This window comes from Thiothrix unzii (assembly GCF_017901175.1).
Lineage (GTDB): Bacteria > Pseudomonadota > Gammaproteobacteria > Thiotrichales > Thiotrichaceae > Thiothrix > Thiothrix unzii.
Map to the genome: position 1 here is coordinate 757911 of NZ_CP072793.1, position 25459 is coordinate 783369.

The following is a 25459-nucleotide window of genomic DNA, read 5'->3' on the forward strand; positions in this document are numbered from 1 at the left end:
CCTCCGGTTAATCGTATTGTTCACGGTATTTGCGCACAATATGCAACGCAAGCACGTTAAGAATCAGAGTGATAATAAACAGGCTCAAGCCAAGGGCAAAGGCCGCCAAGGTTTTCGCACTGTCAAATTCTTGGTCGCCTTTCAGCAAGGTCACAATCTGCACCGTAATCGTGGTAACAGCATCCAAGGGGTTGAAGGAAATATTAGCCGCCAAACCAGCCGCCATCACCACAATCATGGTTTCACCGATAGCCCGCGAAGCCGCTAACAAAAACGCGCCCACAATCCCCGGTAACGCTGCCGGTAACACGACTTGCTTGATGGTTTCCGACTTGGTAGCACCCATGCCATAAGAGCCGTCGCGCATGGCCTGCGGCACTGCATTGATAATGTCGTCAGACAAAGAGGACATGAACGGGATGATCATTACGCCCATTACAATGCCAGCGGCTAAGGCACTTTCCGAGGCCACGCTTAAACCCACGCTTTCACCGAGTCCGCGAATCATCGGGGCAACCGTTAGTGCGGCAAAGAAGCCGTAAACCACGGTTGGAATACCAGCCAGAATTTCCATCGCAGGTTTTGCGTAAGCCCGCATCATGGGGCTGGCGTATTCGGATAAGTAAATCGCCGACATCAAACCCAAGGGAACTGCAATCAGTAAAGCGATGGAGGAGATCAGCAACGTACCAACGAATAAAGGAACCGCACCGAATGCCCCAGAACTGCCCGCTTGGTCTGCCCGCAGCGCGGTTTGCGGACTCCAGTGTGTGCCGAAGATAAAGTCAAAAATATTGACGTGTCCAAAAAAGCGAATCGATTCAAACAAGACCGAGAACACAATCCCCACCGTGGTCAAAATCGCGATGGAGGCGCAGCCAATCATAATGTACTGCACCACCCGTTCCACCTGATTACGCGCGCGGGTTTTGGGTTTGACGTAACGCAAGCCAATGAATATCCCTGCAATCGCTAACGCCAGCACTAGCACCGTTTTGATGGTATTGCTCAGGGATTGCATTTGCTGATATTCCTCAGCGGCTGCTTTGAGTGTGGGGTCAGCCGTCGCCAGTTGCGCTGGGTCATTTGCCAGATTGTGGATACGGTTGGTGACAAGACTCAGCTCATCAGCCGATTTACCCTGATATTCCGTAGGCAAGTGCGACATTATGCTGGAGGTTAACAGCGGCTTTTCCAAACTTGACCACAATACAAACACCAACAAAGCAGGAACAATCGCCCAGATCACCACCAGATACCCGTAGTAACTAGGCAAGGAATGCAGGTCATTACCGCCACGCTTCACCGGGGTGGCGAGTGCGAGAGAGCGTTTGCGGCCGATGTAATAGCTGAATGCCGCTAACACCGTTAGCGTCAGCAAGATACCCAAGGTACTCATGAAAACTCCTGATTGGGACTGTTCGGTCAGGTTGAAAGATCGCGGCTCGGATTGTAGGCGCGTAATATGACAGTATTATTACAAACTGATAATGCTTTTATGCAGCTTGTAATAAACCCACGTCGCTTACCGGACGGCGTTGCAAACTGCCTTGCACAAAATGGCGGTGATAACGGGTATTGAGATTGTTCACGTCCAGCAGGATGAAAATATCAGCGACGTTGAAATCAGGGTCGAGGCACGGTTCGCCCGCTACCCACGCACCGAGTTTCAGGTAGGCTTTCAGCAGTGGTGGCATATTCACTTTAGCAGCGGGTTGCGTGGGCAGTAAATGCATTAAAGGTTTGACGCGCAGTTCGGCGGGGGCGATGTTGTTGGCACGGGCTTCCTGCATAATCGCTGAGGCTTGCGCACCGCCGTCGTTCATGCTGATGCTGGCACAACCGAACATGAAGTCGACACGGTGCATTTCCATGAATTGCGCCAACCCTAACCACAACATGCCGATGCCCGCGCCATTGCGGAAGTCGGGGTGAATGCAGGTGCGCCCGATTTCAATGGCGTTGCCTTTGAGTTGCGGGAACAGGCCGCGCAGGTCGAATTCATTTTCGGAGTAAAAGCTGCCCGCTTTCCGCGCATTCGGGGTGGTGAGAATGCGGGTGGAACCAACCACTGCATTATTATCCGTGCGACGCACCAGCAAATGATGGCAGTAGTCGTCGTAATGGTCACGGTCGATGCCTTCACTGGCACTTTCTAGCTGTGCGCCTTGCTCTTTAGCGAAGATTTCATAGCGCAGGCGTTGCGATGCGTACACATCAGCGGGGGTGGCAGCGAGTTCTACCCGCAATTGCGGCAGATGCGGGCGTAAGTTTTGGTGGCTGTCGTGGTGAATAGCGGCGGTCATAGGTTGCACTCCTTTCATAATATCGCGCCAGCTTATGAAAGGTGTGTGACAGGGGAATGACGGTTATTTTGCAGGAAGGTTAAATGTATGTAAGCAGCCCCATTTACAACCTATCCTACTCTGGCAAATCGGGATTGCTATCCAGCCTGAAACGCCACGGTGTCAGCGAAGAAGTGATTACCGAAGCGTTGAATGAGGTAGCGCACGGCTGATTCCGCCCTCCAAATACCATTCGCTATTCGCAAATCACGAATGATTGTTTTTCGGTAGGTATCGTTGCGCTACACTCCCATTGAAAAGTCCCAATTCAAGACCTATAGTACCCACTAAGGGACTTTTTCGGATGAATATCATGAATACCACCAGCATCGCCGATGCCTTGTTCACCAAAACCCAGCAGCGTGTATTAGCCACGCTCTTCGGCAAGCCGGATCAGAGCTTTTACCTGAATGAAATCGTGCGGCTGGCGAATATCGGCAAAGGCACGGTCAAGCGCGAACTGGAGCGGATGACCGCCGCTGGCTTGCTCACCATCAAACGCATCGGCAACCAGAACCACTACCAAGCCAACCCGGACAGCCCCATTTACAGCGAATTGCTCGGCATCACCCGCAAAACCTTTGGCATTGCCGACGTGATCAAAACAGCCCTGCTACCGCTGGATGCGCAGATTGAGCAAGCCTTCATCTACGGCTCAGTTGCCAAACAACAAGACACCGCCAGCAGCGACATCGACCTGATGGTGATCAGCGACACATTGCCCTACGCCACCCTCATGACCGCCCTGATTGAAGCAGAACCCACTGTGGGCAGACCGATTAACCCGACCATCTACACCGCCCAACAAATCCGCGATAAACTGCACGGCAATAACGCATTCATCACCCGCGTTTTGGCACAGCCCAAACTCTGGATAAAAGGTGAAAATGGTGTGTGCTGGATAAGTGCCACAAACTGAGAAATCTAGCGGAATACGAAGGCCAGTTAGACATTACCCCGCAACTGTCGCAGGAACTCATCGTGATTACGAAGGAGCTGTTGCAGATTGTGGAGGCATTCGCGCCTGTCTAACCGCATCCGTCAGCAATGAAGCGAGTGGTTGCAAATCTTCAAAGCGGTTGCGGGGGCACGAGTTGCTGTTAGCACATCCCCGCTGATGCGAAACCCATAACACAACCATCATATAACCGTCATTTTGCCGTCATTCCCAAGCCTTAGCCTCAAGCCCACGATTAGATTTTGTTAGCGAGAGTTTCATGGCAGGTATTTCCGACGCAATGCGCGATGCTGTGCATCAACATGCCCCCACGTCCTTGATGGGGATGCAGCAACGTTTGTTCAGTTTTTGGTTCAATAGCTTCATTTACAACCAGATTTGGGAAGACCCCACGGTTGACATGCAAGCCTTGCAACTGACTTCGGAAAGCCGCGTACTGACAATTGCTTCGGGCGGCTGTAACGTGTTGAATTACTTGACCGCAAGCCCTGCGCATATCACCGCGATTGACCTGAATCCCTACCATTTGTCCTTGACGCGCTTGAAGCTGGCAGCAATGAAACATTTGCCAAATCACGCCACCTTCTACGATTTCTTTGGTTACGCTGACCGCGATACCAATCCGGCGCATTACGAGCAATACATCCGCCCGCATTTGGATGATGCGTTGGATGGATTTTGGCAAGGCCGCAGCATTTTGGGGCAAAAGCGGATTCATATGTTCCGTGACGGGCTGTATCGGCAAACGCGCTTTGGCTACTTCATGCGCTTCTTGCATTGGATTGCCCGCCGCACCAATTACCACCCCGAAAAGCTCCTCACTGCCACCAGTTTGTACGAACAGAAAGCGATTTTTAGCCAGCACATTGCGCCGTTTTTCGACAATAAACTGGTGAAGTTTTTGGGCAAATTGCCGATGTCGGTGTTCAGCCTCGGCATTCCGCCACAGCAATACAAGGCGATGAAAGAGCAAGGCAATCTGATTGAGCAATACCGCGAGCGTGTCGAACGCTTGGCGTGTGATACCCCAATTCAGACCAATTATTTTGCATGGCAAGGTTTTAGCCACAGCTACGATCATGAAAAGCGTCAGGCGATTCCCGATTACCTGAAAGCCGAAAACTACGACGCTATCCACAGCCAGTTGGGCAAGGTCGATACGCACCTCGGTTCCATGATCGACTTCCTTGAGCAGCAAGCCCCGCACAGTTACGACCGTTTCGTGTTCCTCGATGCACAGGACTGGATGACGGATGAAGTCCTCACTCAGTTATGGACGCAGGTTGCTCGTGTGGGCAAGCCGGGGACGCGCATTATCTTCCGTACCGCCGCCGCCGAATCACCGTTGGAAGCCGCGTTGCCCGCCGAGTTACGCAGCCAGTTTGTGTACGAAGCCGAGCTTTCCGCGCAACTGTTCCAGCAAGACCGTTCGGCGATTTACGGTGGTTTCCACCTCTACCGTAAGGCTGATTGACGATGGATGCCGCACAGAAAATGGATCAGCAGTACCGTTACCAGCGGTACGTTTACGACTTGTCGCGCAAGTATTATTTGCTGGGGCGCGATGCCTTGCTGGCGGAAATCCCGTTGCAGTCGGGTGAAACCTTGCTGGAAATCGGCTGTGGCACGGGGCGTAATTTAACCAAGCTGGCTTACCGCCATCCGCACGCCAAACTCTACGGCATGGATGCGTCGGCGATGATGCTCGACACTGCCCGCGATAATTTGCGTAACACCTTGTATGCACAACAAATTACCTTGCAGCAAGGCTTGGCGGGGCAGGTCGACCACACCAGTTTTGGGCTGGAAAAACCGTTTGATCACATTGTGTTTTCGTATGTGCTGTCGATGATCCCCGGTTGGCAGGATGCGCTGGAACATGCCTTGAGCATCCTTAAACCCGGTGGTTGTTTGCATGTGGTGGATTTTTCCGACCAGCAAACCATGCCCGCGTGGTTTCGCAAGCTGCTGTTGCAGTGGTTGGATTGGTTCAACGTCCACCCTGATCCGGCAGTCCCGGCGTATTTGGAGCAAATGGCAGCCCGTCACCATGACCAATTGCGTATCCGCCACCTAAGTGGGCGTTACGCGATGCTTGCGCATTACCAGAAAGGGGGGATTCCCAATGACCATCAACCAGAACTTCCGCAAATATCGCAGTATCTGGATTTCTGATACGCACCTCGGTTCGCGTGGGTGCAAAGCCGAGTTCTTGCTCGATTTCCTGCAACACAATCAAGCCGATCATTTGTATTTGGTCGGCGATATTATCGACGGTTGGGCACTGCGCAAACGCTGGTATTGGGATACGTTCCACGACCAGATTTTGCACTTGCTGTTTGAACGGGCGCAACGCGGCACGCAAGTGACTTATGTCAGCGGCAATCACGATGAGTTTTTGCGTCCATTTATCCATCACCGGATTACGGCGATCAGTCTGGAAGACGAAGTGGTGCATACCACGGCCGATGGGCGCAAGTTTTTGGTGCTGCATGGCGACCAGTTCGATGGCGTGATGCAGTTTGCGCGGTGGCTGGCGGTGGTGGGGGATTGGGTTTACGAGCGTTTACTGGTGGTGAACAATGTGTATAACCGTTTGCGGCGGCGCATGGGTTATCCGTATTGGTCACTCTCGGCTTACCTTAAGCACAAAACCAAGTCGGCGGTGAATTTCATCTCGGCATTCGAGGAAACGTTGGCAAAAGAGGCCAAGAAACGTCAGTTGGATGGGATTATTTGCGGTCATATTCACCATGCTGAAATCCGCGATATTGATGGCGTGTTGTATTGCAACGATGGCGATTGGGTCGAAAGTTGTACCGCACTGGTGGAAGAGTGGGATGGAAGTTTGCATGTGGTGCGTTGGAGTGCGGTAAATGATTCAGTAAAACAAATAGATGCATTAATTCCAACCAATGCAGTGGTTGTATAACAGTAAAAAGAAAAGTACTGGGGAAAGATTGGGGCGGATTTCCGCCCTTTATTTTTGCTTGTGTTTTTTGTGAAAATAAAAAAAGGGGACGAGTAACCGTCCCCTTCAATCTCATCAAGATGAAGAGACTTTTTTATTTCAGAGAGCTAACAGAAACCGTTTTCATGTTGGCTGCTGCATCTTGAGAAGCTTTCAAATCGCCTGCTGGCAGAGGAATTAAGCCTTTGTCAGCCAAATAGCCGTCTGCACCCATTGCTGTATCGCTAGTGAATTCAGTTAAGAATTCTTTCAAGCCAGCAACTTGACCCGCGTGGCTGTTCTTAGCGTAGATGAACATAGAACGCGCCATTGGGTATTGACCGCCAATAACTGTTTCTGGCGTTGGTACGACACCATTGATTGAAACGGCTTTCAGAGAGTCAGCATTCTGTTCGAGGAAGCTGTAACCAAATACGCCAACCGCTTTAGGGTTAGCTTGCAGCTTTTGTACGATCAGGTTGTCGTTTTCGCCAGCTTCAACGAATTTGCCATCTTCACGCAGGGTGTGGCACTTTTCCTTGAACATCTTTTCGTCTTTCTTTTTCAGGGCAGGGATGCCTTGGAACATCAAGCAGCCTTTTTCAATGCCCAGTTCTACGAAAGAGTCGCGTGTACCGGAAGTTGGTGGTGGCCCGATAACTTCGATTTCGTGCGCTGGCAGATCAGGGTTAACGTCTTTCCAAGTTTGGTAAGTGTTTGGAACAAACGTGCCATCTGGCATTGGGATTTCTTTAGCAACAGCCAAGAACAGTTCGCGTGCTGTCAGGTTGATTGGCTCGCCAGTTTTGGATTGTGCGATAGCCAAACCGTCATAACCGATTTTGATTTCAGTAACATCGGTAACGCCATTTTTGATGCAGGTTTCCATTTCGCCTTTTTTCATGCGGCGGGAAGCGTTGGTGATGTCTGGCGTTTCAATGCCTGCACCTGCGCAGAACAATTTCATACCACCACCAGTACCAGTGGATTCTACTTTAGGGGCAGCACCGCCGCTTTTTTTAGCAAACTGTTCAGCAACAGCCGTACTGAAAGGGAATACGGTGGAAGAACCGACGATTTCGATACTATCGCGTGCTTGTGCTACGCCAGATGCAGCGACCAAGCCCAGTGCGACTGCCAATGTGAGTTGTTTCATTTAAAAGCTCCTTAAAAAGAATCCGAGTGGATTTGCGCGAATCGTAGAGCGTTTCTATGAAACTTTTATGGCATATATATTAATAATTGATGACATGCATCATCTCGTCGGCTGTCATTAAATTGCCACAATGACGGCATAATATTAAAGTCCCCAAAAATGGAATTCAGTCGATGGATGATAACGACTTACTGCACCGCTTGCGCCGGTTACGTGAACAAGCGGTTGATTTTTCAGAAGAACATCCCGACAGGGGAAATATTCATCCCAACCACGTTCTGTCGGCACAAAATTTATTGCACTATTTGGCTTTGCGTAGTCATGAACTGCGTGACGTACAACTTGCCTTGATTGAACGCGGTTTAAGCTCCCTCGGTATCCTTGAAGCCCATACGCTGGCAACCCTCAATAGCGTGATTGCCGCCTTGGAATGCTTGCATGGTTGCACCCCTTCCGTTGCGCCCATAGCTCCTATCCACGTCACCGAAAGTCAGCAGCTATTGGAGCAAGCCAGTTGTTCATTGTTTGGAAAACGCCCCAACCAACGTGAAGCCCGCATTATGGTCACAATGCCCACCGAAGCAGCGGATGGACATAAGTTGCTCAGTGATTTATTGGAAGCAGGCATGGATGTGATGCGTATTAATTGCGCCCACGATAATGCCGACACTTGGCAGCAAATGATTGGCAATCTGCGACTGGCTGAATCCCAAACGCATACTCTGTGCAAAACTCAATTGGATTTAGCAGGGCCAAAACTCCGTACCGGTGCGTTGGGTGCTGCGGGGCGGGTATTAAAACTGAAACCTGTCCGCGACTTATTTGGGCAGGTGCAAACCCCCGCGCGGGTTTGGTTAATCCCTCCCGGTGACGATGCGGTGATACATGATATTCCCAGTTTAACGGTGAGTGGCGATGTCTTGGCAGAGACTCGCATCGGGGATTCCATCCTGTTAAACGATACGCGCGAGGCCAATCGTGAATTAACCATTGTTGCCGAACACCAGCACGCCCGTTTGGTCGAAACCAACCAAACCATTTATTTGGTGGAAGACACCCCACTTTTTTTCATGCGTAACGGTGACAAGCTGGGCAAGGGCAGGCTGACGGATGTTCACGAAGTAACCCTGCCACTGGTTTTACAGTGCGGCGACTATCTGACGCTAACCCGTGAAAATAAACCGGGTAGCAGCTCACCCGCACGTATCCACTGTACTTTGGAGCAAGCTTTTGATGTGGTGCAGGCAGGCCAGCCCGTGTGGCTCGACGATGGCAAAATCGGCGGGATAGTTGAACACAATGATGGCGCGGAAATCCTTGTGCGTATTACTCAAACCCCACCCGGCGGTGCGAAATTGCGGGCGGAAAAAGGTATTAACTTCCCCGATACCATTTTTGAGTTACCCGCATTAACGGCTAAGGATTTGGCTGATTTGGAAACAATGGCTGGCAAAGTGGATATGGTTGCCTTGTCTTTCGTGCGCTCACCGCAAGACGTGGCGGATTTGCAGCAACATTTTCAACGTTTAGGCATCCCGGAAACCGGGATCATCCTCAAAATTGAAAACCGTGCTGCTTTTGAGAATTTGCCTGCGATTTTGCTGACAGCCATGCGCTCGCCTCACATTGGAGTCATGATTGCGCGGGGAGATTTAGCGGTAGAAGTGGGTTTTGAACGCTTATCGGAAGTACAGGAGGAAATCCTCTGGTTGTGCGAGGCCGCCCATATTCCGGTCATTTGGGCTACTCAAATCTTGGAGGGCATGGCGAAAAAAGGTGCGCCATCCCGTGCGGAAGTTTCTGATGCCGCCATGAGCATTCGCGCCGAGTGCGCCATGTTGAACAAAGGGCCGAATATCGTAGAAACCGTGCGTTTTCTGGATGGCATCCTGCAACGTATGGGCAACCATTACCATAAGCGACGGCTGATGATGCGCCCCTTAAGCGTATGCCGAAATGCAGGTTTATGAGCTTGGGCATAAAAATTTATTAGAAACATATGGTTACGCGCTAAACGGTGTGGATGGGGAAAATTCCATTGTGCGTGTATGAAGCAAAATAGGGTATAACGCAGGTTTCCATAGCTTGATAAAGGAGCACGGATGCCAGCCAGTTTTACTCATGGTTTTGCTTTTGATCCCAGTTATGATTATTCACTGGATGAACTGCTGAATGTTGGTGCACCACTTGCACCAACGGATTTCCGCGAATTCTGGCAAGCACGCTATGCGCGAGCGTTGCAGGTGCATCCTTGCCCGCGAATTAGGCATACGGGTACGTCACACGCGGGTTTTGAAGTCTATAGCCTGCGCTATTTTTCTACCGATCATGTGGTTATCCGGGGTTGGGTGCTGATTCCGCAAGACCAGCCCGTCACGCGGGGAATGGTGTTCGGACACGGCTACGGTGGTTGTGATGGACCGGATTACCGTTTATGCCCGAAGGGAGCCGCGCTACTATTTCCGTGTTTCCGGGGCTTGGCTCGTAGCCAGCACCCGCCTATTTCCACCAACCCTGCTTTCCATGTCTTGCATGACATCGACAAGCCGCAACAATACATTATTGGCGGCTGCGTGGATGATGTGTGGCTGGCGGTGTCGTCCATGCAAATGTTGTTTCCGGCCACGCAAGGGCATATTGGTTATTCGGGTGTCAGTTTCGGGGGCGGGATTGGTGCATTGGCCTTGCCCTGGGAGCCGCGTATCCAGCGGGCGCATTTGAATGTTCCCACGTTTGGTAATCAGCCGTTACGTTTGCAATTACCGACTATTGGTAGTGGGGCGGCAGTGCAACGCTATCAGCAGCAACACGGTAACGTGCTGGCAACCTTGCAATATTACGACGCTGCCAGTGCTGCCACTTTCATCCGGCAACCGATGCACGTAGCCGCTGCATTGTTTGACCCGGCAGTTGCGCCACCGGGGCAGTTTGCTATTTACAACGCACTGCCTGGTGAAAAATCGCTGTTTACGTTGGATGCGGGGCATTTTGCCTACCCGCAACAAGCTGCACAGGAACAGGCATTACAGGGGGAACTGGAAGAGTTTTTCTCACGCTTGTGATAGGGGTTTGTCAGTCATCAAATTGCAATATTGCCTGTTTATTGTGCCACTCATGTGAGTACGCAATTTAGGTGCAGGATGCGCAGGGAATATCACCGTTGGTACAGTGCCCGTGTCGGGCGCATGATGGAATTGTTGGTATTTGGACATGCCGGTGCGAAAGTGCTGGTATTTCCTACCCGTGACGGGCGTTTTTACGAGTATGAAAAACTGCGCGTGGTGCAACAGCTTGCCCATAAAATTGAGGCGGGGCAGTTGCAACTGTTTTGCGTGGATAGCCTTGATCATGAGTCACTGTACTGTTTCTGGAAACATCCGGCTGAACGTATCCGCTATCATATTCGTTTTGAAGAATACATTCTGCATGAAGTGCTGCCGTTTATGCAGCACAAGAACCACCACCCTTGCACCATTGCGCACGGGTGTAGTCTGGGGGCGTTTCATGCTGCCAATATTGCGTTTCGGCATCCGCATTTATTCCAAAAATTGGCAGCATTTTCCGGGCGTTACGACTTGACCATGCAGGTGGAAAGTTTCACTAATTTGTTTGATGGTTATTACGACAACGACATTTATTTTCACACGCCTACCCACTTTTTACCGGATTTGCATTGCGACTGGCGGCTGCATCATTTGCGGCAAATGGATATTGTGTTGGTGATTGGTAAAGAAGATCCATTTCTGGGCAATAACCACCATCTCAGCCATATTTTGCATAGCAAGGGTATTCGCCATCAGTTGCACGAATGGGACGAGCGGGCGCACCGTGGTTACTATTGGCGGCGCATGGCAACATTGTATTTGTAATTGCACACTACGCCGCTCAATGTTTCACGATTTTCGAGAATAATTGGATGATCATGACTCCAGCAATGATCATGCCCATGCCGAGTGCGGCAGCTAAATCCAAGCGTTCGTCGTAAAAAATAATGCCAATAACGCTGATCAGTACAATGCCTAAGCCCGACCATACGGCGTAAGTGAACCCCAGTGGCAGAGTGCGTAATGCCAGTGTCATGAAATAAAATGCCAGCCCGTAACCGATTACCATAATCAAGGTGGGAATCGGTTTGGTGAATTCTTCGGTAGCTCGTAGTGAACTGGTGGCGATAACTTCAGCAATAATGGCGAGTGTAAGGTAAAAGTAAGCCATAAGTTTAATGTTGCCCGCGAAAAAATAATTCGTAGAGTGTTAAGCCAATTTCTACCACAATCAAGATAGTTATATACCATTCGACGCGGTGGCTTTGCCGAGTTTGCAATAAATCTAACAAGGTTTCAGCGGTGTTAGAAATGACTTGCAGCTTGCGTTCTAGGCCAAGGTGGCGTTCGCGAAGCTCGAATTCATCCTCTAAACGCAAATACAAGCCTTCCAATTCGGGGCGTTCCCATAATAAATCCGGTTTTTCAGCGACTTCTGCACGTCCCACCATGCGTTGCTGGCTGAGCAGTGAATCACCAATGTAACTGAGTAATTCATGCCGTTTACGCCCACCGTGCCCGCCTTTGCTTAAGTTCTGTGCCAACGGTTCAATTTGCTCAAAGGTTTTCGCCACCCGCGCTTCATCATCGGATAGCACGGAGCTACGCGCCAGCATTTCGGCTACCAATTGCAAGCGTTGAATAGAGGTGTCGTGTAACCACAAACACCCTTGCGCATCCACACCTTCGAGCTGTTCGGTATCAATGCGTACCTCGATCAATTCATCGTCAGGCCAAGTGCGCGGTTCATTGGTCAAAGGTAACAGTCGTTCTAAAAATTGGGTTTCTTGCTCACTGTTCATGCCAAAAAATACTACCACCCCATAGCGAAACAGGACGACACAGCCCCCGCCGGGAATCGCCACCGTCAGTGGGTTAATGGCAAGCGTTTCATCCGCACGAAACGGTTTTGCGTCAATGCGACTACCGATTAATGCGGCACGCACACGAATCTGCACGGTATTTTGTAAGTTCAAGGTGACGTTATTCACACGAATACTCTGTTTGGTTATCGGGTTGCAGGTTGATTACCTATGCATGGTAAAGGTGAATAGTTTGTTTGGCGATGACTGACATCATTTCTTAATCTAAATGAAACAAATACGTCAACAATAGCGCGTAGTCTGCACGACGGAATAACTTTAAGTGTGACAAGAGGATTTCGGCATGAGCGACGTACACAACACGTCTAATAATCTGACCTTTGAACAAGTATTACAGGCACGGCTGAGTCGTCGTCACTTACTTAAAGGCGGTTTTTACTTGATGACCGCATCCGTGTTGGGGGCTGGCTTAAGTGGTTGTGATACGGCGGAAAAAACCGTTGCCGACGTTCCAGCACAAAGCTTGGCGTTGACGTTTAAACCTGTCGCGAAAAGTGTTGCTGACGTGCTCAGTGTTCCTGAAGGCTATACCGCAACGGTGTTATTAGCGACAGGTGACCCGCTTAAAGCCGGAGTGACTGCGTATAAAAACGATGGCACAGACCATGATTTTAATAACCGTGCAGGCGACCACCACGATGGCTTGTTTTATTTCGGCTTGAATGCCGCCGGTAACGGTTGGGATGCAAGCAATGCGCAACGGGGCTTGCTGTGTATTAACCATGAAGTTGCGGAAGATTTAGGCTTTATGCATCCGGCAGGGGCGACGGATTATGGTAAAGACAGTACCAATCAACGTCCCACTCAAGAAATTGGTAAAGAAGTGGCAGCTCACGGCGTTACGGTGGTCGAAGTTACTAAAACTGCAACGGGTTATCGGATTAATCCAGAAAATCCGTTGAATCGCCGGATTACTGCCGCAACGCTGTTTGAATTGGCTGGCATTGCAGCCGGTAGTGACGCAATGAAAACCGCATTTTCACCCACGGGTCAACAAACGCGAGGCACGGTTAATAATTGTGCTAATGGTTATACCCCGTGGGGTACTTACCTGACATGTGAAGAAAACTGGGCAGAATATTTCTACCGGCGCGAAGATGACAGCGTGCGTACTCCGAAAGAGTTGGCAGGTTTTAAACGTTACGGTATCAAAGGTGATACCTCCGGGCGTTATAACTGGGCGCGTGCTGGTGCAAATGATAGTTCCGACTTATACCGTCGTTGGAATACAGGGGTTAGCGGTGCGACTGCGGCAGAAGATTTCCGCAATATTGCCAATACGTTTGGCTGGGTAGTCGAAATTAACCCCTTCAAGCCTGATGAAACACCCAAAAAGCGCACATCATTAGGGCGTTTTGCCCACGAAGGTGCGTGGCCTGCGCCAGTAACTGCGGGAAAGCCAGTGGTGTTTTATATGGGGGATGATTCACGCAATGAATATATTTACAAATACGTGTCGGATGCGCTGTGGAACGAAGCTGATGCTAACGGCGGCATGGCTGCGGGCGATAAATATTTGAATGCCGGAAAATTATACGTTGCTCAATTTAACGCTGATGGCACGGGAGCGTGGTTATTGCTGGCAATGGACAATAAAGCGATTACTGCTTACCCCGACTACGCTTTCAATGATGCGGCGGATTTGCTGATTCATGCCCGGCTTGCTGCGGATGCGGTCGGTGCAACTAAAATGGATCGCCCGGAATGGGGCGCGATTAATCCGCTGAACGGCGAGGTTTACATGACCTTGACCAATAATGTTTCTGAGAAAAATGGACGCGGGGTAGCAACACCTTTGGATGCGGCTAATCCACGTTATTACAACGGTGTCAAAGGTGAAAAAGCCGTTGCGGGCAATCTTAACGGACACATTATCCGTTGGCGCGAAGCCAGCAATGATCACGCAGCTACGCAGTTTCAGTGGGATGTTTATTTGTTCGGTGCACCTGCATCCGCTGCTGTGGACACCAATATTTCTCAGTTGACCGCAGATAATGATTTTTCCAGCCCTGATGGTTTGTGGTTTAGCGCGGTAAATCCGGGGCTTTTGTGGGTGCAAACGGATGATGCTTATTACACCGATACCACTAACTGCATGATGTTGGCAGCGATTCCGGGGCAGGTTGGTGACGGCGTGTCAACGACGCTGACCAATAAAGCCGTAGCCACTAATAATGGTGCAGATCAGGACGTGAATACTCGTGTTGGCAAGCAACCGGGCGATAATTTGCGCCGCTTTCTTGTGGGGCCAAAAGATTGTGAAATTACCGGCATGACAGAAACCCCGGATGGCAAAGCACTGTTTATCAACATTCAGCATCCCGGCGAAAATAGCAGCGAAACTTGGGCAACCGATGGCAATATGACCAGCCATTGGCCTGATGGTGGCAACGCCCGCCCACGCTCCGCAACCGTGGTCATTACCCGCAATGATGGCGGTAAAATTGCCGTCTAAAACTGACGGACGTTAACGATAATTACCTCTCCCATGTCTTTAAGATGATAGCCCGGTGCAATGCCGGGCTTACCCCTTGCTTAGCACCAATCATCTAATCATCACGCTGCATGTATCATCGGAATATCATGAAGAAGGTGTTACTTGTCACGAAACATGGTAAGAAAATACGCCTCATCAAAAATTTCAGCCTGATGAAATAATACCTTAACGCAAATGTAATAGAGTCTTGAAGCACTTATCCAGCAAGGTTCAAGAGTCATGCGTATATTGATGGTTTCCGACGTATATTTCCCGCGTGTCAACGGCGTTTCCACCTCGATCCAAGCGTTCCGGCAAGCATTGCAGGCGGCAGGGCACAGTGTCACGTTGATTGCCCCGGATTATGGGCAAGCCGTGGAAGATGAGGCAGGCATTATCCGTATTGCTTCGCGGGGCGTGATTATTGACCCGGAAGACCGCATGATGCGCATCCGCCATATTCATCGTTTGACGGCGGAGTTACAGGCGGAACATTACGACATTATTCACATCCATACCCCGTTTGTGGCGCATTACGCCGGGTTAAAACTTGCCCGTAAACTCAAGCTACCTGTGGTAGCGACTTACCACACGTTTTTCGAGGAATACCTCTACAACTACATTCCTTGGTTGCCGAAGTCGTGGCTGCGTTATGTCGCACGGCGGTTTTCGCGGACGCAATGCGCAGATTTGGATGCCTTGGTAGTGCCGTCCACCGCAATGAAGCAGGTGTTGGAAAATTACGGCATTACCACCCCAATGGCTGTGTTACCGACGGGTCTGGATTTGCGAATGTTTGATAGCGGTGATGGAGCGGCATTTCGTCAACATCACAGTTTGGCTGCGGATCGCCCGTTATTGTTGTTTGTAGGGCGGGTAGCATTTGAGAAAAACATCGGCTTTTTACTGGAAGTTGTTGAGCAATTGTTGCCCTCATTACCGGATGTATTGCTGCTGATTACCGGCGAAGGCCCTGCTGAAAAATCCCTGCACGCTCAGGTTCAGCGGAGTGGCTTGGAGCAGAATGTACGTTTCATGGGCTATTTGCGGCGTGACGGTGATTTGCAAGCCTGTTACAAAGCGGCTGATGTATTTGTCTTTGCTTCGCGGACTGAAACCCAAGGTCTGGTGTTATTAGAGGCAATGGCGTGCGGCACGCCGGTGGTTTCAACGGCGGTACTGGGTACAAAGGATGTGATTGGGGCAGGTATCGGTGGTTTAGTTGCGCCGGAAAATGCCGCGTCGTTTGCAGCACAAGTGAAGCGTTTGATGATAGGTAAGACGTTACATGCGCAAAAAGCCAAGGAGGCTCGTCAGTACGCTGCTACTTGGTCACATACCGCGCAGGCGGAAAAGTTGCTGGCATTTTATCAGGACACATTGAACGCGAAGCGAGGTTGAGAACATAAAAAAAGCCCAAGTTGTTAAGACTTGAGCTTTTTTATTAGTCCGGTGTGAGCCAGACTATGAATTTGGTGCCGGGAGCGAGACTCGAACTCGCACAATGTTACCATCGGCGGATTTTGAATCCGCTGCGTCTACCGATTCCGCCATCCCGGCAGGATGTCGTGGAGGCGCATTATAGGGATGTTTTTTACATTTGTCGAAACAAATTTGCGACTCATGTTAAAATACTTCCATGCAATTAAGTGACTTTTACTACGATCTTCCACCGGAATTGATCGCCTCCGAGCCGTTATCAGAACGCACTGCCAGCCGCTTGCTCCAAGTGGGGGCTGATGGTGCGTGTCGTGACGGGAAATTTACTGACGTGTTAGAGCTGATTCAGCCTAATGATTTGTTGGTGTTTAACAATACGCGCGTTATTCCCGCTCGGCTGCACGGTCAAAAAGCGTCCGGGGGGAAGGTTGAAGTTTTGATCGAACGTGTGTTGGACGCACATACCGCGTTGGCGCATGTTCGTGCCAGTAAGTCGCCCAAACCCGGAACCCGGTTGCGCTTAGAATCAGCAGTGGATGCGGAAGTGGTGGGGCGGCAGGGCGAGTTGTTCGAGCTGCGTTTTTTGCACGAAGCAACGGTATTGAATCTGCTGGATCAATACGGGCATGTGCCGTTGCCACCTTATATTGAGCGGCAAGACACAGCGGCTGACCGCGAACGTTACCAAACCGTATTTGCGCAAACACCGGGGGCAGTGGCAGCACCGACGGCGGGGTTACATTTTGATGAGGCACTTTTAGCAGCATTGCGTGCTAAAGGCGTGGCGACTGCGGCGGTGACATTGCACGTGGGGGCGGGTACGTTTCAGCCTGTGCGGGTGCAAGATTTGTCGCAACACATTATGCACGCCGAATACGCGGATGTTTCCCTGGAAACCTGTGAAGCGGTGGCTGCGTGTAAGGCGCGTGGTGGGCGTGTGGTGGCGGTAGGAACAACTTCGGTGCGTAGTTTGGAAAGTGCTGCGCAACAGGGCACGTTACAGCCGTTTCAAGCGGATACACGCTTATTTATTACCCCCGGTTATCGCTTTAAGGTTGTGGATGCGATGATCACCAATTTTCACTTGCCGGAATCGACATTGTTAATGTTGGTGTCAGCGTTTTCTGGCTATGACGCGATAATGAAAGCTTATCAACATGCCGTTTGTCGAGGTTATCGCTTTTTTAGCTACGGTGATGCTATGTTCCTTGTGCCTTCATGCAACAATTGTTAGCGTTGTTGGCTATAATGTGATGTAACTTTTTTACAACTTGTCGTGTAAAACGCAACACTTGTTGCGAAAGTTATATAGTTTTCGTGAAAGGTAACGTATTTTTACCTACACTTAGTATCGAATGTGGCGTAATTGGAAGTCCCCCTCTTCTGATAAACGCTTTTTAGCTTTGTTTCAGGTGACTCGCCCCGTAGTCAGACGGGATCATGGTCGGAGGTTAATTGATTATGAAGAAAGGAATGACAATAAAGCCAGTATTGGCTTTGGCAGCAGGTATTCTGTTGTTTGCAGCACCAATGATTAGCCAAGCAGCACTCGAAATGCCTGCTGATAGCAAACTGGTATACCGTGTTCAGGGCATGACTCCGGGTAATGTCCTTAAAATGTACCAAGAGCCGGGTAAGGGTGTCATCGTGAACATCCCCCACAATGCAACGTGGATCGTGCGCCGCAACGCGCAAAAAACTGTCGATAAAGTCGTTTGGGAAAGAGTCAGTTGGGATGATCAAACCGGTTGGGTTGCATCTGACGCGCTGGCATTTGACCCAGAAGCAACCGATGTTGCTAAGGCTCGTCGTGAATGCATGGCAGACCCTAAAGTCCAAGACAAAGAGTGCTGTGGCTACCCTGAAGCGGCTAAAGGCGGCGTGTTCCGTTCAGTGCCTATCTACGCGGTCGAGCAATTGACAGCAGGCGAAAGTTTGATGATGTACGTCGACAAAGGTACTGATGCGATTGCGGTTGAAATCCCACACAATGCAACATGGGTTGCGAAACTGGGTCAACGTGCAGAAGCAGGTAAGTTTGCGATGGAACGGGTACGCTGGGCAGGTCAAAATGGCTGGGTAAATGCAGCGAATTTGAAGTTTGATGCTGACACCACTAAAGAAGGTGATCGTAAGCGTCAAAAATGCGGCGGCATGACCTCTGGTGAAGTGGACTTCCGTAAATCTGATGTAGTTTGTCTGCCAGCTCCGGTTATTCGTCGCTTGCAAGAGTCCGGTGCATTGGATGCTGAGACCATTAATAAATTACAGGCTCAAGGCAATAAATAATACTGAATGGCAAAAGTCGAGGTCTTGTACCAGACTCTTTGCCAGTAAGTATTAATTATAAAATCAATCATGGGGTGCAGGGTTAGTAAAGCAAAAACACGAAAACCCGTACCACGATAATTAAAAGATTTAAGGCATCCTTCTGGGATGCCTTATTTTTTTGCACAAGCGATTAAAATGAATGTTTTTCGCACGCTTCTAAGGTGTTTTGCATTAACATCGCGACGGTCATAGGCCCCACACCACCCGGAACCGGGGTAATCCATGCGGCGCGTTCAGCAGCACTTTCAAATTCCACATCACCTGTCAGTTTGCCATTTTCCAAGCGATTGATGCCCACGTCGATGACGGTTGCGCCCGGTTTAATCCATTCACCTTTTACCAAGCCCGGTTTGCCTGCCGCTGCCACCACAATATCCGCCTGACGCACTAATTCGGGGGTCATGCTGCCGCTGAAACGGTGGGTGACGGTGACAGTTGCACCCGCCAGCAGTAATTCCAATGCCATTGGACGACCGACGATATTGGACGCGCCGACGATGACCGCATGACGGCCTTTGTAAACTTCGCCGGTACTATCGAGCAAGCGCATAACCCCGTAAGGTGTGCAAGGGCGCAGGCTGGGGATGCGTAAGGTGAGTCGCCCAACGTTGGTGGGGTGAAAACCGTCAACGTCTTTGCTGGGGTTGATTTGCTCAATGATTAATGAGGCATCCAAATGCGCTGGCAATGGAAGTTGCACTAAAATGCCGTCAATCAACGGGTCACGATTGAGTTCGTTGATGAGCTCAATCAGTTCGTGTTGAGTGGTTTGCGGGGGCAGGTCGTAAGAGCGCGACAAAATGCCCACTTCTTCGCAGGCTTTACGTTTGTGGCTGACATACACCTGCGATGCGGGGTCGGAACCAATCAGTATGACAGCGAGGCCGGGGCGACGTTTGCCGCTGTCGAGACGGGCAGTAACCCGTTGTTGCACTTCGAGACGAACTTCGGCGGCTACTTTCTTTCCATCAATAATTTGGGCTGTCATGGTGTTTCCGGGGCAAGGAAAAGCGCGTATTGTCGCATTGGACTCACTCTCCGTACAACTGCCGTTTCAGCCCGCTACGATTCAAGATAGTGGTAGCAATCTCTTCAATTGAAATCGCAGTGGTATTGACGTAGGGAATATTTTCGCGGCGATACAAACTTTGCTGCCACTCCAATTCCTGTTGGCATTGGCTCAAGGATGCGTACCGGCTGTTAGGTTTGCGTTCCTGACGAATACGCTGCAATTGTTCCGCACTGATGGTTAGTCCAAACAACTTATTGCGGAAAGGATGCAGGAGTTTAGGCAAGCCTGATGCATCCATGTCTTCTTCCGTCAGTGGGTAGTTCGCGGCGTAAATGCCGTACTGCATCGCCAGATACAAACACGTAGGGGTTTTACCGGAGCGCGATACGCCCACCAAAATAATCTCGGCTTCGGCGAAATTTTTCGCACTGATACCATCGTCATTGGCTTGCGCAAAATTAATCGCGGAAATGCGTTTGGAATAGGACGCATCGTTGTGCAGCCCGTGCGAACGACCGATAGCGTGGGAAGAGGGTTGCCCCAGTTCTTTTTCCATCGAGTCGATAAAGCTGTCGAAAAAGTCGTAAATCGCGCAATCTGCCGCTTCGATATGCTGACGCACAATAGGATTGATTAAGGTGCTGAATACCAGAGGGCGGCAACCATCCAGTTGCGCCATCAGGTTGATTTGTTCAGCGGTTTCCCGTGCTTTTTCCTCGGAGTCGAGAAACGGGATGCTAACTTTGCGCCATTGGATGCCGTCGAACTGGGTCAGCAAGCTGTGACCCAGTGTTTCGACGGTAATCCCGGTGCGGTCAGATAGGTAAAATACTGTCCGCCGACTGCTCATTATTTACCATCCAGACTGGCAAGGTGCAGCCAAGTATCCACCACGGTATCCGGGTTCAACGACAAGCTGCTAATGCCTTGCTCATGCAACCACACCGCGAAATCGGGGTAATCCGATGGCCCTTGCCCACAAATGCCGATGTACTTACCTTGCTTGTGGCAGGCATCAATCGCCATTTTCAGCAGCTTTTTCACCGCTGGGTTGCGCTCATCGAACAGGTGCGCAATCAAGCCGGAATCGCGATCCAGACCCAGCGTCAACTGCGTCATGTCGTTGGAACCGATAGAGAAGCCGTCGAAGTATTCGAGGAATTCTTCCGCCAGCACTGCGTTGGAAGGAATTTCGCACATCATAATCAAGCGCAAACCGTTTTCGCCACGCTTAATGCCTTGGGTTGCCAGCAATTCGGTGACTTGCTGCGCTTCTTCCAAGGTACGGCAGAACGGGATCATGATTTCGACGTTGGTTAAGCCCATGTCATTGCGGACTTTGCGCAACGCACGGCATTCCAGCTCGAAGCAATCGCGGAAATTGGCAGACAAATAGCGCGAAACGCCACGGTAGCCGATCATCGGGTTTTCTTCGTGCGGCTCGTAACGGTCGCCTGCCATCAGGTTGGCGTATTCGTTCGACTTGAAGTCGGACATGCGCACGATGACCTTGTTAGGCGCGTAGGCAGCAGCAAGAGTGGCGATGCCTTCGACCAGTTTTTCCACGTAGAAATCGACTGGGCTGGCGTAACCGGCGATCTTCGCGCCGATTTTAGCTTTCAGATCCGCAGGCAGGTTATCGAATTCCAGCAAGGCTTTCGGGTGGATGCCGATGGTATTGTTAATGATGAATTCCAGTCGCGCCAGACCCACACCCGCATTCGGCAGGCGCGAGAAGGCGAAGGCGCGGGACGGGTTGCCCACGTTCATCATGATTTTGACGGAAAGGTCGGGCAGGTTGCCGGTGTCAGCAGTGCGCACTTCAAACGGCAGCAAGCCGCTGTAGATGAAACCGGTGTCGCCTTCCGCGCAAGACACGGTGATTTCGTCGCCAGCATTGATGCGCTGGGTGGCGTCGCCACAGCCGACGACGGCGGGGATGCCCATTTCACGCGCAATGATTGCCGCGTGGCAAGTGCGTCCGCCGCGATTGGTGACGATGGCGGATGCGCGTTTCATGATCGGTTCCCAGTCGGGGTCGGTCATGTCTGTTACCAATACGTCGCCTTCTTTCACCTCGTTCATCTGGCTGATGCTCATAATGATGCGAGCAGGGCCTTGACCAATTTTTTGACCGATAGCGCGGCCTTCGGCAACCACTGTGCTTTTTTCTTTGAGCTGGTAGCGTTCGATAATGGTGGCAGAAGCGCGGCTTTCGACGGTTTCAGGGCGGGCTTGCACAATGTAGAGCTTGCCGTCGCCGCCATCGAGTGCCCATTCAATGTCCATCGGACGCTGGTAGTGCTTTTCGATAATCATGGCTTGGCGGGCGAGAGATTCGACTTGCTCTTCGCTCAGGCAGAAACGTTCGCGGCGGGCTGCATCGACTTCACGAGTCAAAGTGGCTTTATTGTGTGCGTCGCCAGCCGAGGCTGCATACACCATTTCAATCGCTTTGCTACCCAATCGGCGTGACAAAATCGCCGGGCGACCCGCTTCAATATTGGGCTTGTAAACGTAGAATTCGTCGGGGTTGACCGCGCCTTGTACCACGGTTTCGCCCAAGCCATACGCGCCCGTAACGAATACCGCATCGCGGAAGCCGGATTCGGTGTCGAGGGTGAACAATACGCCGCTTGCGCCGATGTCACTGCGTACCATTTTTTGTACGCCAGCCGACAGGAACACTTTGTCATGTTCAAAATGCTGGTGGACGCGGTAGGCAATCGCACGGTCGTTGTACAATGAGGCAAACACTTCCTTGATGGCGGCAATAACATTATCTAGCCCGCGCACATTGAGGAAAGTTTCTTGCTGACCGGCGAAGGATGCATCCGGTAAGTCTTCAGCAGTGGCGGAAGAACGTACTGCGAAAGAGGCAGTATCACCTGAACCCGCTGCGAGTGTGTCGTAGGCTTCGCGCACGGTTTCTAACAATTTTTCGGGTAATGGTGTATCCATGACCCAACCACGGATGGTTTTACCGGCATTAGTGAGGGCGTGGATGTCGTCTACGTCGAGGGAGTTCAGGAGCGCGTTGATGCGGTCAGCGAGACCGTCAGCGCGGATAAAATCTTGGTAAGCGTGTGTGGTTGTGGCAAAACCGTTCGGGACGCTAACGCCCACATTTGCCAAGTTACTGATCATTTCCCCAAGGGAGGCGTTTTTGCCGCCGACGATGTTAACATCGTGCATCCCCAATTGATCAAACCAAAGAATGTAATCTGCCATTGCGCGATCTCCGTTTAGTCGAAGTTGGAAGTTTGGATCTTTATATTTTGGTTGGTATAGGTTGAAGGGTTATTGTTTCATAAGGGGCGGGGGATAAAAAGAGCGGCGTTCTTTAGCGAACGCCGCAAGCACCACAGTTAGCATGAGAAAAACATTCGGTGTGAATGTTTAACTGGTGCGTAAGATAACCAAAAAGCCATACGTTAAAAAATCAATTGTTTCAATTATTACTATTGTATTGCACAATAATGCAATAACTTAGAGGATCAATCCACGTGGCAATGCACTACTACAAGCAGACACGCTATAAGCTGTTACGGACTTTTTGTGTGGTCGCACAAAAAGAAAATATTACCCATGCAGCAGAGCAGTTACACATTAGCCAGCCGACTGTTTCATTGCAAATTCAAGCACTTGAGCGTGAAATGGGTGAGCAGTTATTAGAGCGTCGCGGCCCCAGTGTGCGTTTAACCCCGGAAGGCAAAATACTTTACCAGCTTGTTCAGCCTATCGCCGCCGGAATTGACGGTTTGCGCGAAAGCTTTGCGGCGAATCTGGGCAAAATGGAAAAGGGTGAGTTGAATATTGCAGCGGGGCAATCCACCGCGCTGTATGTATTGCCCGAATACCTAAAACGTTTCCACGAGGCTTACCCCGGTATCCGCATTAACCTGCATAACGTCGCAGGGCAAAGCGGTATGAAAATGTTGCTGGAAGATCAGGTGGATTTAGCCGTGGGGCCGTTGCTGCAAGTGCCAGAAGGTATTATTTATCAGCCATTTGCATCGTTTGGGTCGATTTTGATTACAGCGCAAGATCATCCGTTGGCAACCCATGAGCGGGTAACGTTGGAAGATATTGGCCCTTACGGTTTGATTTTGCCGCCGCGAAATATGAGTACCTGGCGCATGGTGGACACGGTATTCCGCCAGCATGAAGTGCCGTATACGGTGGCAATGGAAGCTGGTGGCTGGGAAATCGTCAAAAAATACGTGGAAATGGGTTTGGGCGTGTCAATTGTCACCGAAGTGTGTCTGACTGGTAACGAAAAAGTCAAAGCCGTGCCGTTACACGACTATTTCCCCGCACGAAGTTACGGCTTGATTGTACGCCGTGGTAAGTTTTTCAGTCCTCAGGCTAAACGGTTCATTGAAATGTTTGATGAAAACTTTTTCATGCCAACGTGAGCCAGAGCGGTTTCGCTGGTGCGTATTTCTTGCGTGGCACTGGCGTACAATTCCTGATACTGATGGGCAATGTTGTGAATGCTGTAGTGACGTTTGATGCGTTGCATCGCGCGTTGTCCTTGTTCATCCCGCCATGTTGCCCCGGCATTGATCCATTCTAACCAAGCAAAGGCCAGTGCCGATGGGCTGGCATCCCGCAAAATATGCCCGGTATTGCCGATAATACGCGGCACATCGCCGACATCGGTAGCAATACATGCTACACCACACGCCATCGCTTCCCCCACGACATTGGAAAAACCTTCCCCGTAGCTGGAAGTCAGGGTAAACACATCCAACGCATTGAGAATCGCCGGAATATCCTGACGTTCCCCGGTGAGGTGTAAGTTCGCTTGCAATGCGGGGAAGCGTTTTAGCAATTGCTGAATTTCACGGTTTTCGTGGGTAATTTCACGTCCGGTTAAAATGAAATGCACATTTTTTTGATGTTTATTCAGCAGGTTGGCAGCTTCTAGGAACAGCGCGTGATTTTTCATAGGGTGGTAATTCGCCACCATGCCAATGACAAACGCTTCTTCGGGAATCGCTAGGCTGTGGCGAATGGTTTCGCGGCTGTAGGCATTCGGTGCAAAAACGTGAGTGTCAAAACCATTGGGAATAATGTGCGCGTTGTGTTCCTTGAAGCCGAAATCTGCGTGTTGTTCCGCCGCGCGGTACGCATTGTAAATAATCCCGGTCGGTTTGCCGGAACGTTTCGCGGAAAGCCGGATTGCCCATTGCATCGCAGTGGATTCGAGGGTGATGTCGTACAGACTTTGGCGAATATTCCAAAACACCGGGTGACGGTTAGACAGCGCGAGATTGGCGATGGATGCGGCTAAATTACCGTGATACATCCAGCCCTGAATCACGTCGGGTTCCAGTTCCCGCAGCAGACGCACCAGTCGCAAAATGTGCCAGCCGGAGGTGAGGCTATTTGCCATATTCAGGCAATGCACCGGAATCCCGTGCGCCCGGATTTTGTCAGCACCGCCATTGTCATCATCCAAACTAATCACGACAGGGTAGTAATGGCTGCGGTTGGTGTGTGCCAGTATCCGGTACAGCATAGTTCCTGCACCATCGGCAGCAAGGCTGGTGATGATGTGCACAACGTAGATTTGGCTGGTTTTTTTTCGCATTGGGGCGGCCTGAAGTCAAGTTCCGTAACGGTTTTGAGCATAGCATTCAATATCGTGATGACTGTGGCGGCGGGCGGTTAGCCGGATACGTTGTGGCGATAATCGGAAAAGAGTGCTGAGGTGCGCAAGGTGTTGATGCACTTGCTTATTCTTTGTTCCGTAGCGGTAGTTATTATTCTTGATATAAGTCATGGAATCAGTGATTTTTTGAAATGTGGTCGCGTTGCCAGCCGCTATATTGACTTTAGTCAAGCATGACGACATC

23 protein-coding genes and 1 tRNA gene are annotated in these 25459 nt (G+C 50.6%); 14 read left to right on the forward strand and 10 right to left on the reverse strand.

Annotation, left to right across the window (positions count from 1 at the left end; all coding sequences use genetic code 11):
* Positions 1 to 7 precede the first annotated feature (7 nt).
* Positions 8 to 1399: a phosphate ABC transporter permease subunit PstC gene (gene pstC, locus J9260_RS04015; protein WP_210219761.1), complete on the reverse strand. Its 1392-nt coding sequence runs from the start codon at positions 1397 to 1399 to the stop codon at positions 8 to 10.
* 97 nt (positions 1400 to 1496) lie between these two features.
* Entirely contained in the window at positions 1497 to 2306 is an 810-nt protein-coding gene (locus J9260_RS04020) for a GNAT family N-acetyltransferase (RefSeq protein ID WP_210219762.1), read from the reverse strand.
* Between the two features lie 83 nt (positions 2307 to 2389).
* Between J9260_RS04020 and J9260_RS18765 the strand changes: the two genes are divergently transcribed.
* From J9260_RS18765 to J9260_RS04045, 6 genes are all read left to right on the forward strand, one after another.
* Positions 2390 to 2518: a hypothetical protein gene (locus tag J9260_RS18765; protein ID WP_281419448.1), complete on the forward strand. Its 129-nt coding sequence runs from the start codon at positions 2390 to 2392 to the stop codon at positions 2516 to 2518.
* Between the two features lie 140 nt (positions 2519 to 2658).
* The gene (locus J9260_RS04025; protein WP_210219763.1) at positions 2659 to 3264 is read left to right on the forward strand and encodes a transcriptional regulator; all 606 of its coding nucleotides are present in this window, start codon (positions 2659 to 2661) and stop codon (positions 3262 to 3264) included.
* On the forward strand, positions 3240 to 3377 hold the full coding sequence (locus J9260_RS04030) for a hypothetical protein (RefSeq protein WP_210219764.1): 138 nt from the start codon (positions 3240 to 3242) through the stop codon (positions 3375 to 3377). The genes J9260_RS04025 and J9260_RS04030 overlap by 25 nt, the downstream gene beginning before the upstream one ends.
* Positions 3378 to 3562: 185 nt before the next feature.
* Complete coding sequence (locus J9260_RS04035) at positions 3563 to 4777, forward strand: BtaA family protein (protein WP_210219765.1); 1215 nt, start codon at positions 3563 to 3565, stop codon at positions 4775 to 4777.
* 2 nt (positions 4778 to 4779) lie between these two features.
* Entirely contained in the window at positions 4780 to 5478 is a 699-nt protein-coding gene (locus J9260_RS04040; protein ID WP_210219766.1) for a class I SAM-dependent methyltransferase, read from the forward strand.
* The gene (locus J9260_RS04045; protein WP_210219767.1) at positions 5429 to 6235 is read left to right on the forward strand and encodes a UDP-2,3-diacylglucosamine diphosphatase; all 807 of its coding nucleotides are present in this window, start codon (positions 5429 to 5431) and stop codon (positions 6233 to 6235) included. The genes J9260_RS04040 and J9260_RS04045 overlap by 50 nt, the downstream gene beginning before the upstream one ends.
* Positions 6236 to 6368: 133 nt before the next feature.
* On the opposite strand, the gene J9260_RS04050 is transcribed toward J9260_RS04045, so the two are convergent.
* A complete protein-coding gene (locus J9260_RS04050) occupies positions 6369 to 7409 on the reverse strand; it encodes a PstS family phosphate ABC transporter substrate-binding protein (RefSeq protein WP_210219768.1) in 1041 nt (346 codons plus the stop codon).
* Positions 7410 to 7582: 173 nt separating this feature from the next.
* On the opposite strand from J9260_RS04050, the gene J9260_RS04055 reads away from it, so the two are divergent.
* From J9260_RS04055 to J9260_RS04065, 3 genes are all read left to right on the forward strand, one after another.
* Positions 7583 to 9379 (forward strand): pyruvate kinase, encoded by a 1797-nt coding sequence (locus tag J9260_RS04055; RefSeq protein WP_210219769.1) that lies wholly within the window; start codon positions 7583 to 7585, stop codon positions 9377 to 9379.
* Positions 9380 to 9511: 132 nt separating this feature from the next.
* A complete protein-coding gene (locus tag J9260_RS04060) occupies positions 9512 to 10471 on the forward strand; it encodes an acetylxylan esterase (RefSeq protein WP_210219770.1) in 960 nt (319 codons plus the stop codon).
* A 78-nt stretch (positions 10472 to 10549) separates the two neighbouring features.
* Complete coding sequence (locus J9260_RS04065; protein ID WP_210219771.1) at positions 10550 to 11278, forward strand: esterase family protein; 729 nt, start codon at positions 10550 to 10552, stop codon at positions 11276 to 11278.
* A 16-nt stretch (positions 11279 to 11294) separates the two neighbouring features.
* Here J9260_RS04065 and J9260_RS04070 read toward each other — a convergent pair whose 3' ends face one another.
* On the reverse strand, positions 11295 to 11624 hold the full coding sequence (locus J9260_RS04070) for a DMT family transporter (protein WP_210219772.1): 330 nt from the start codon (positions 11622 to 11624) through the stop codon (positions 11295 to 11297).
* A gap of 4 nt (positions 11625 to 11628) precedes the next feature.
* A complete protein-coding gene (locus J9260_RS04075) occupies positions 11629 to 12444 on the reverse strand; it encodes an RMD1 family protein (RefSeq protein ID WP_210219773.1) in 816 nt (271 codons plus the stop codon).
* A 175-nt stretch (positions 12445 to 12619) separates the two neighbouring features.
* Here J9260_RS04075 and J9260_RS04080 point away from each other — a divergent pair, with 175 nt between their 5' ends.
* Together J9260_RS04080 and J9260_RS04085 are read left to right on the forward strand one after the other, a co-directional pair.
* Entirely contained in the window at positions 12620 to 14791 is a 2172-nt protein-coding gene (locus J9260_RS04080) for a PhoX family protein (protein WP_210219774.1), read from the forward strand.
* Positions 14792 to 15052: 261 nt separating this feature from the next.
* A complete protein-coding gene (locus J9260_RS04085) occupies positions 15053 to 16213 on the forward strand; it encodes a glycosyltransferase (RefSeq protein ID WP_210219775.1) in 1161 nt (386 codons plus the stop codon).
* 72 nt (positions 16214 to 16285) lie between these two features.
* Here J9260_RS04085 and J9260_RS04090 read toward each other — a convergent pair.
* Positions 16286 to 16372: transfer RNA gene (locus J9260_RS04090), tRNA-Leu, on the reverse strand.
* A 79-nt stretch (positions 16373 to 16451) separates the two neighbouring features.
* On the opposite strand from J9260_RS04090, the gene queA reads away from it, so the two are divergent.
* Both queA and J9260_RS04100 read left to right on the forward strand, forming a co-directional pair.
* On the forward strand, positions 16452 to 17486 hold the full coding sequence (gene queA / locus J9260_RS04095; RefSeq protein WP_210219776.1) for a tRNA preQ1(34) S-adenosylmethionine ribosyltransferase-isomerase QueA: 1035 nt from the start codon (positions 16452 to 16454) through the stop codon (positions 17484 to 17486).
* Between the two features lie 239 nt (positions 17487 to 17725).
* On the forward strand, positions 17726 to 18541 hold the full coding sequence (locus tag J9260_RS04100) for an SH3 domain-containing protein (protein ID WP_246499626.1): 816 nt from the start codon (positions 17726 to 17728) through the stop codon (positions 18539 to 18541).
* 172 nt (positions 18542 to 18713) lie between these two features.
* Here J9260_RS04100 and folD read toward each other — a convergent pair whose 3' ends face one another.
* Genes folD through ppsA form a run of 3 tightly spaced genes read right to left on the reverse strand, consistent with a single transcriptional unit; the run spans position 18714 to position 22826 of the window.
* Positions 18714 to 19571 carry a bifunctional methylenetetrahydrofolate dehydrogenase/methenyltetrahydrofolate cyclohydrolase FolD gene (gene folD, locus J9260_RS04105; RefSeq protein ID WP_210219778.1) on the reverse strand — a complete coding sequence of 286 codons (858 nt, stop codon included), beginning with the start codon at positions 19569 to 19571 and terminating at the stop codon, positions 18714 to 18716.
* 43 nt (positions 19572 to 19614) lie between these two features.
* A complete protein-coding gene (ppsR, locus tag J9260_RS04110) occupies positions 19615 to 20445 on the reverse strand; it encodes a posphoenolpyruvate synthetase regulatory kinase/phosphorylase PpsR (protein WP_210219779.1) in 831 nt (276 codons plus the stop codon).
* Positions 20445 to 22826, reverse strand: coding sequence for a phosphoenolpyruvate synthase (ppsA, locus tag J9260_RS04115; RefSeq protein ID WP_210219780.1), 2382 nt, complete (start codon positions 22824 to 22826; stop codon positions 20445 to 20447). The genes ppsR and ppsA overlap by 1 nt, the downstream gene beginning before the upstream one ends.
* A gap of 281 nt (positions 22827 to 23107) precedes the next feature.
* On the opposite strand from ppsA, the gene J9260_RS04120 reads away from it, so the two are divergent.
* Positions 23108 to 24013 (forward strand): LysR family transcriptional regulator, encoded by a 906-nt coding sequence (locus tag J9260_RS04120; RefSeq protein ID WP_246499742.1) that lies wholly within the window; start codon positions 23108 to 23110, stop codon positions 24011 to 24013.
* Here the strand turns inward: J9260_RS04120 and J9260_RS04125 are convergent.
* Entirely contained in the window at positions 23959 to 25194 is a 1236-nt protein-coding gene (locus tag J9260_RS04125) for a glycosyltransferase (RefSeq protein WP_210219782.1), read from the reverse strand. The genes J9260_RS04120 and J9260_RS04125 overlap by 55 nt on opposite strands.
* Positions 25195 to 25459 lie beyond the last annotated feature (265 nt).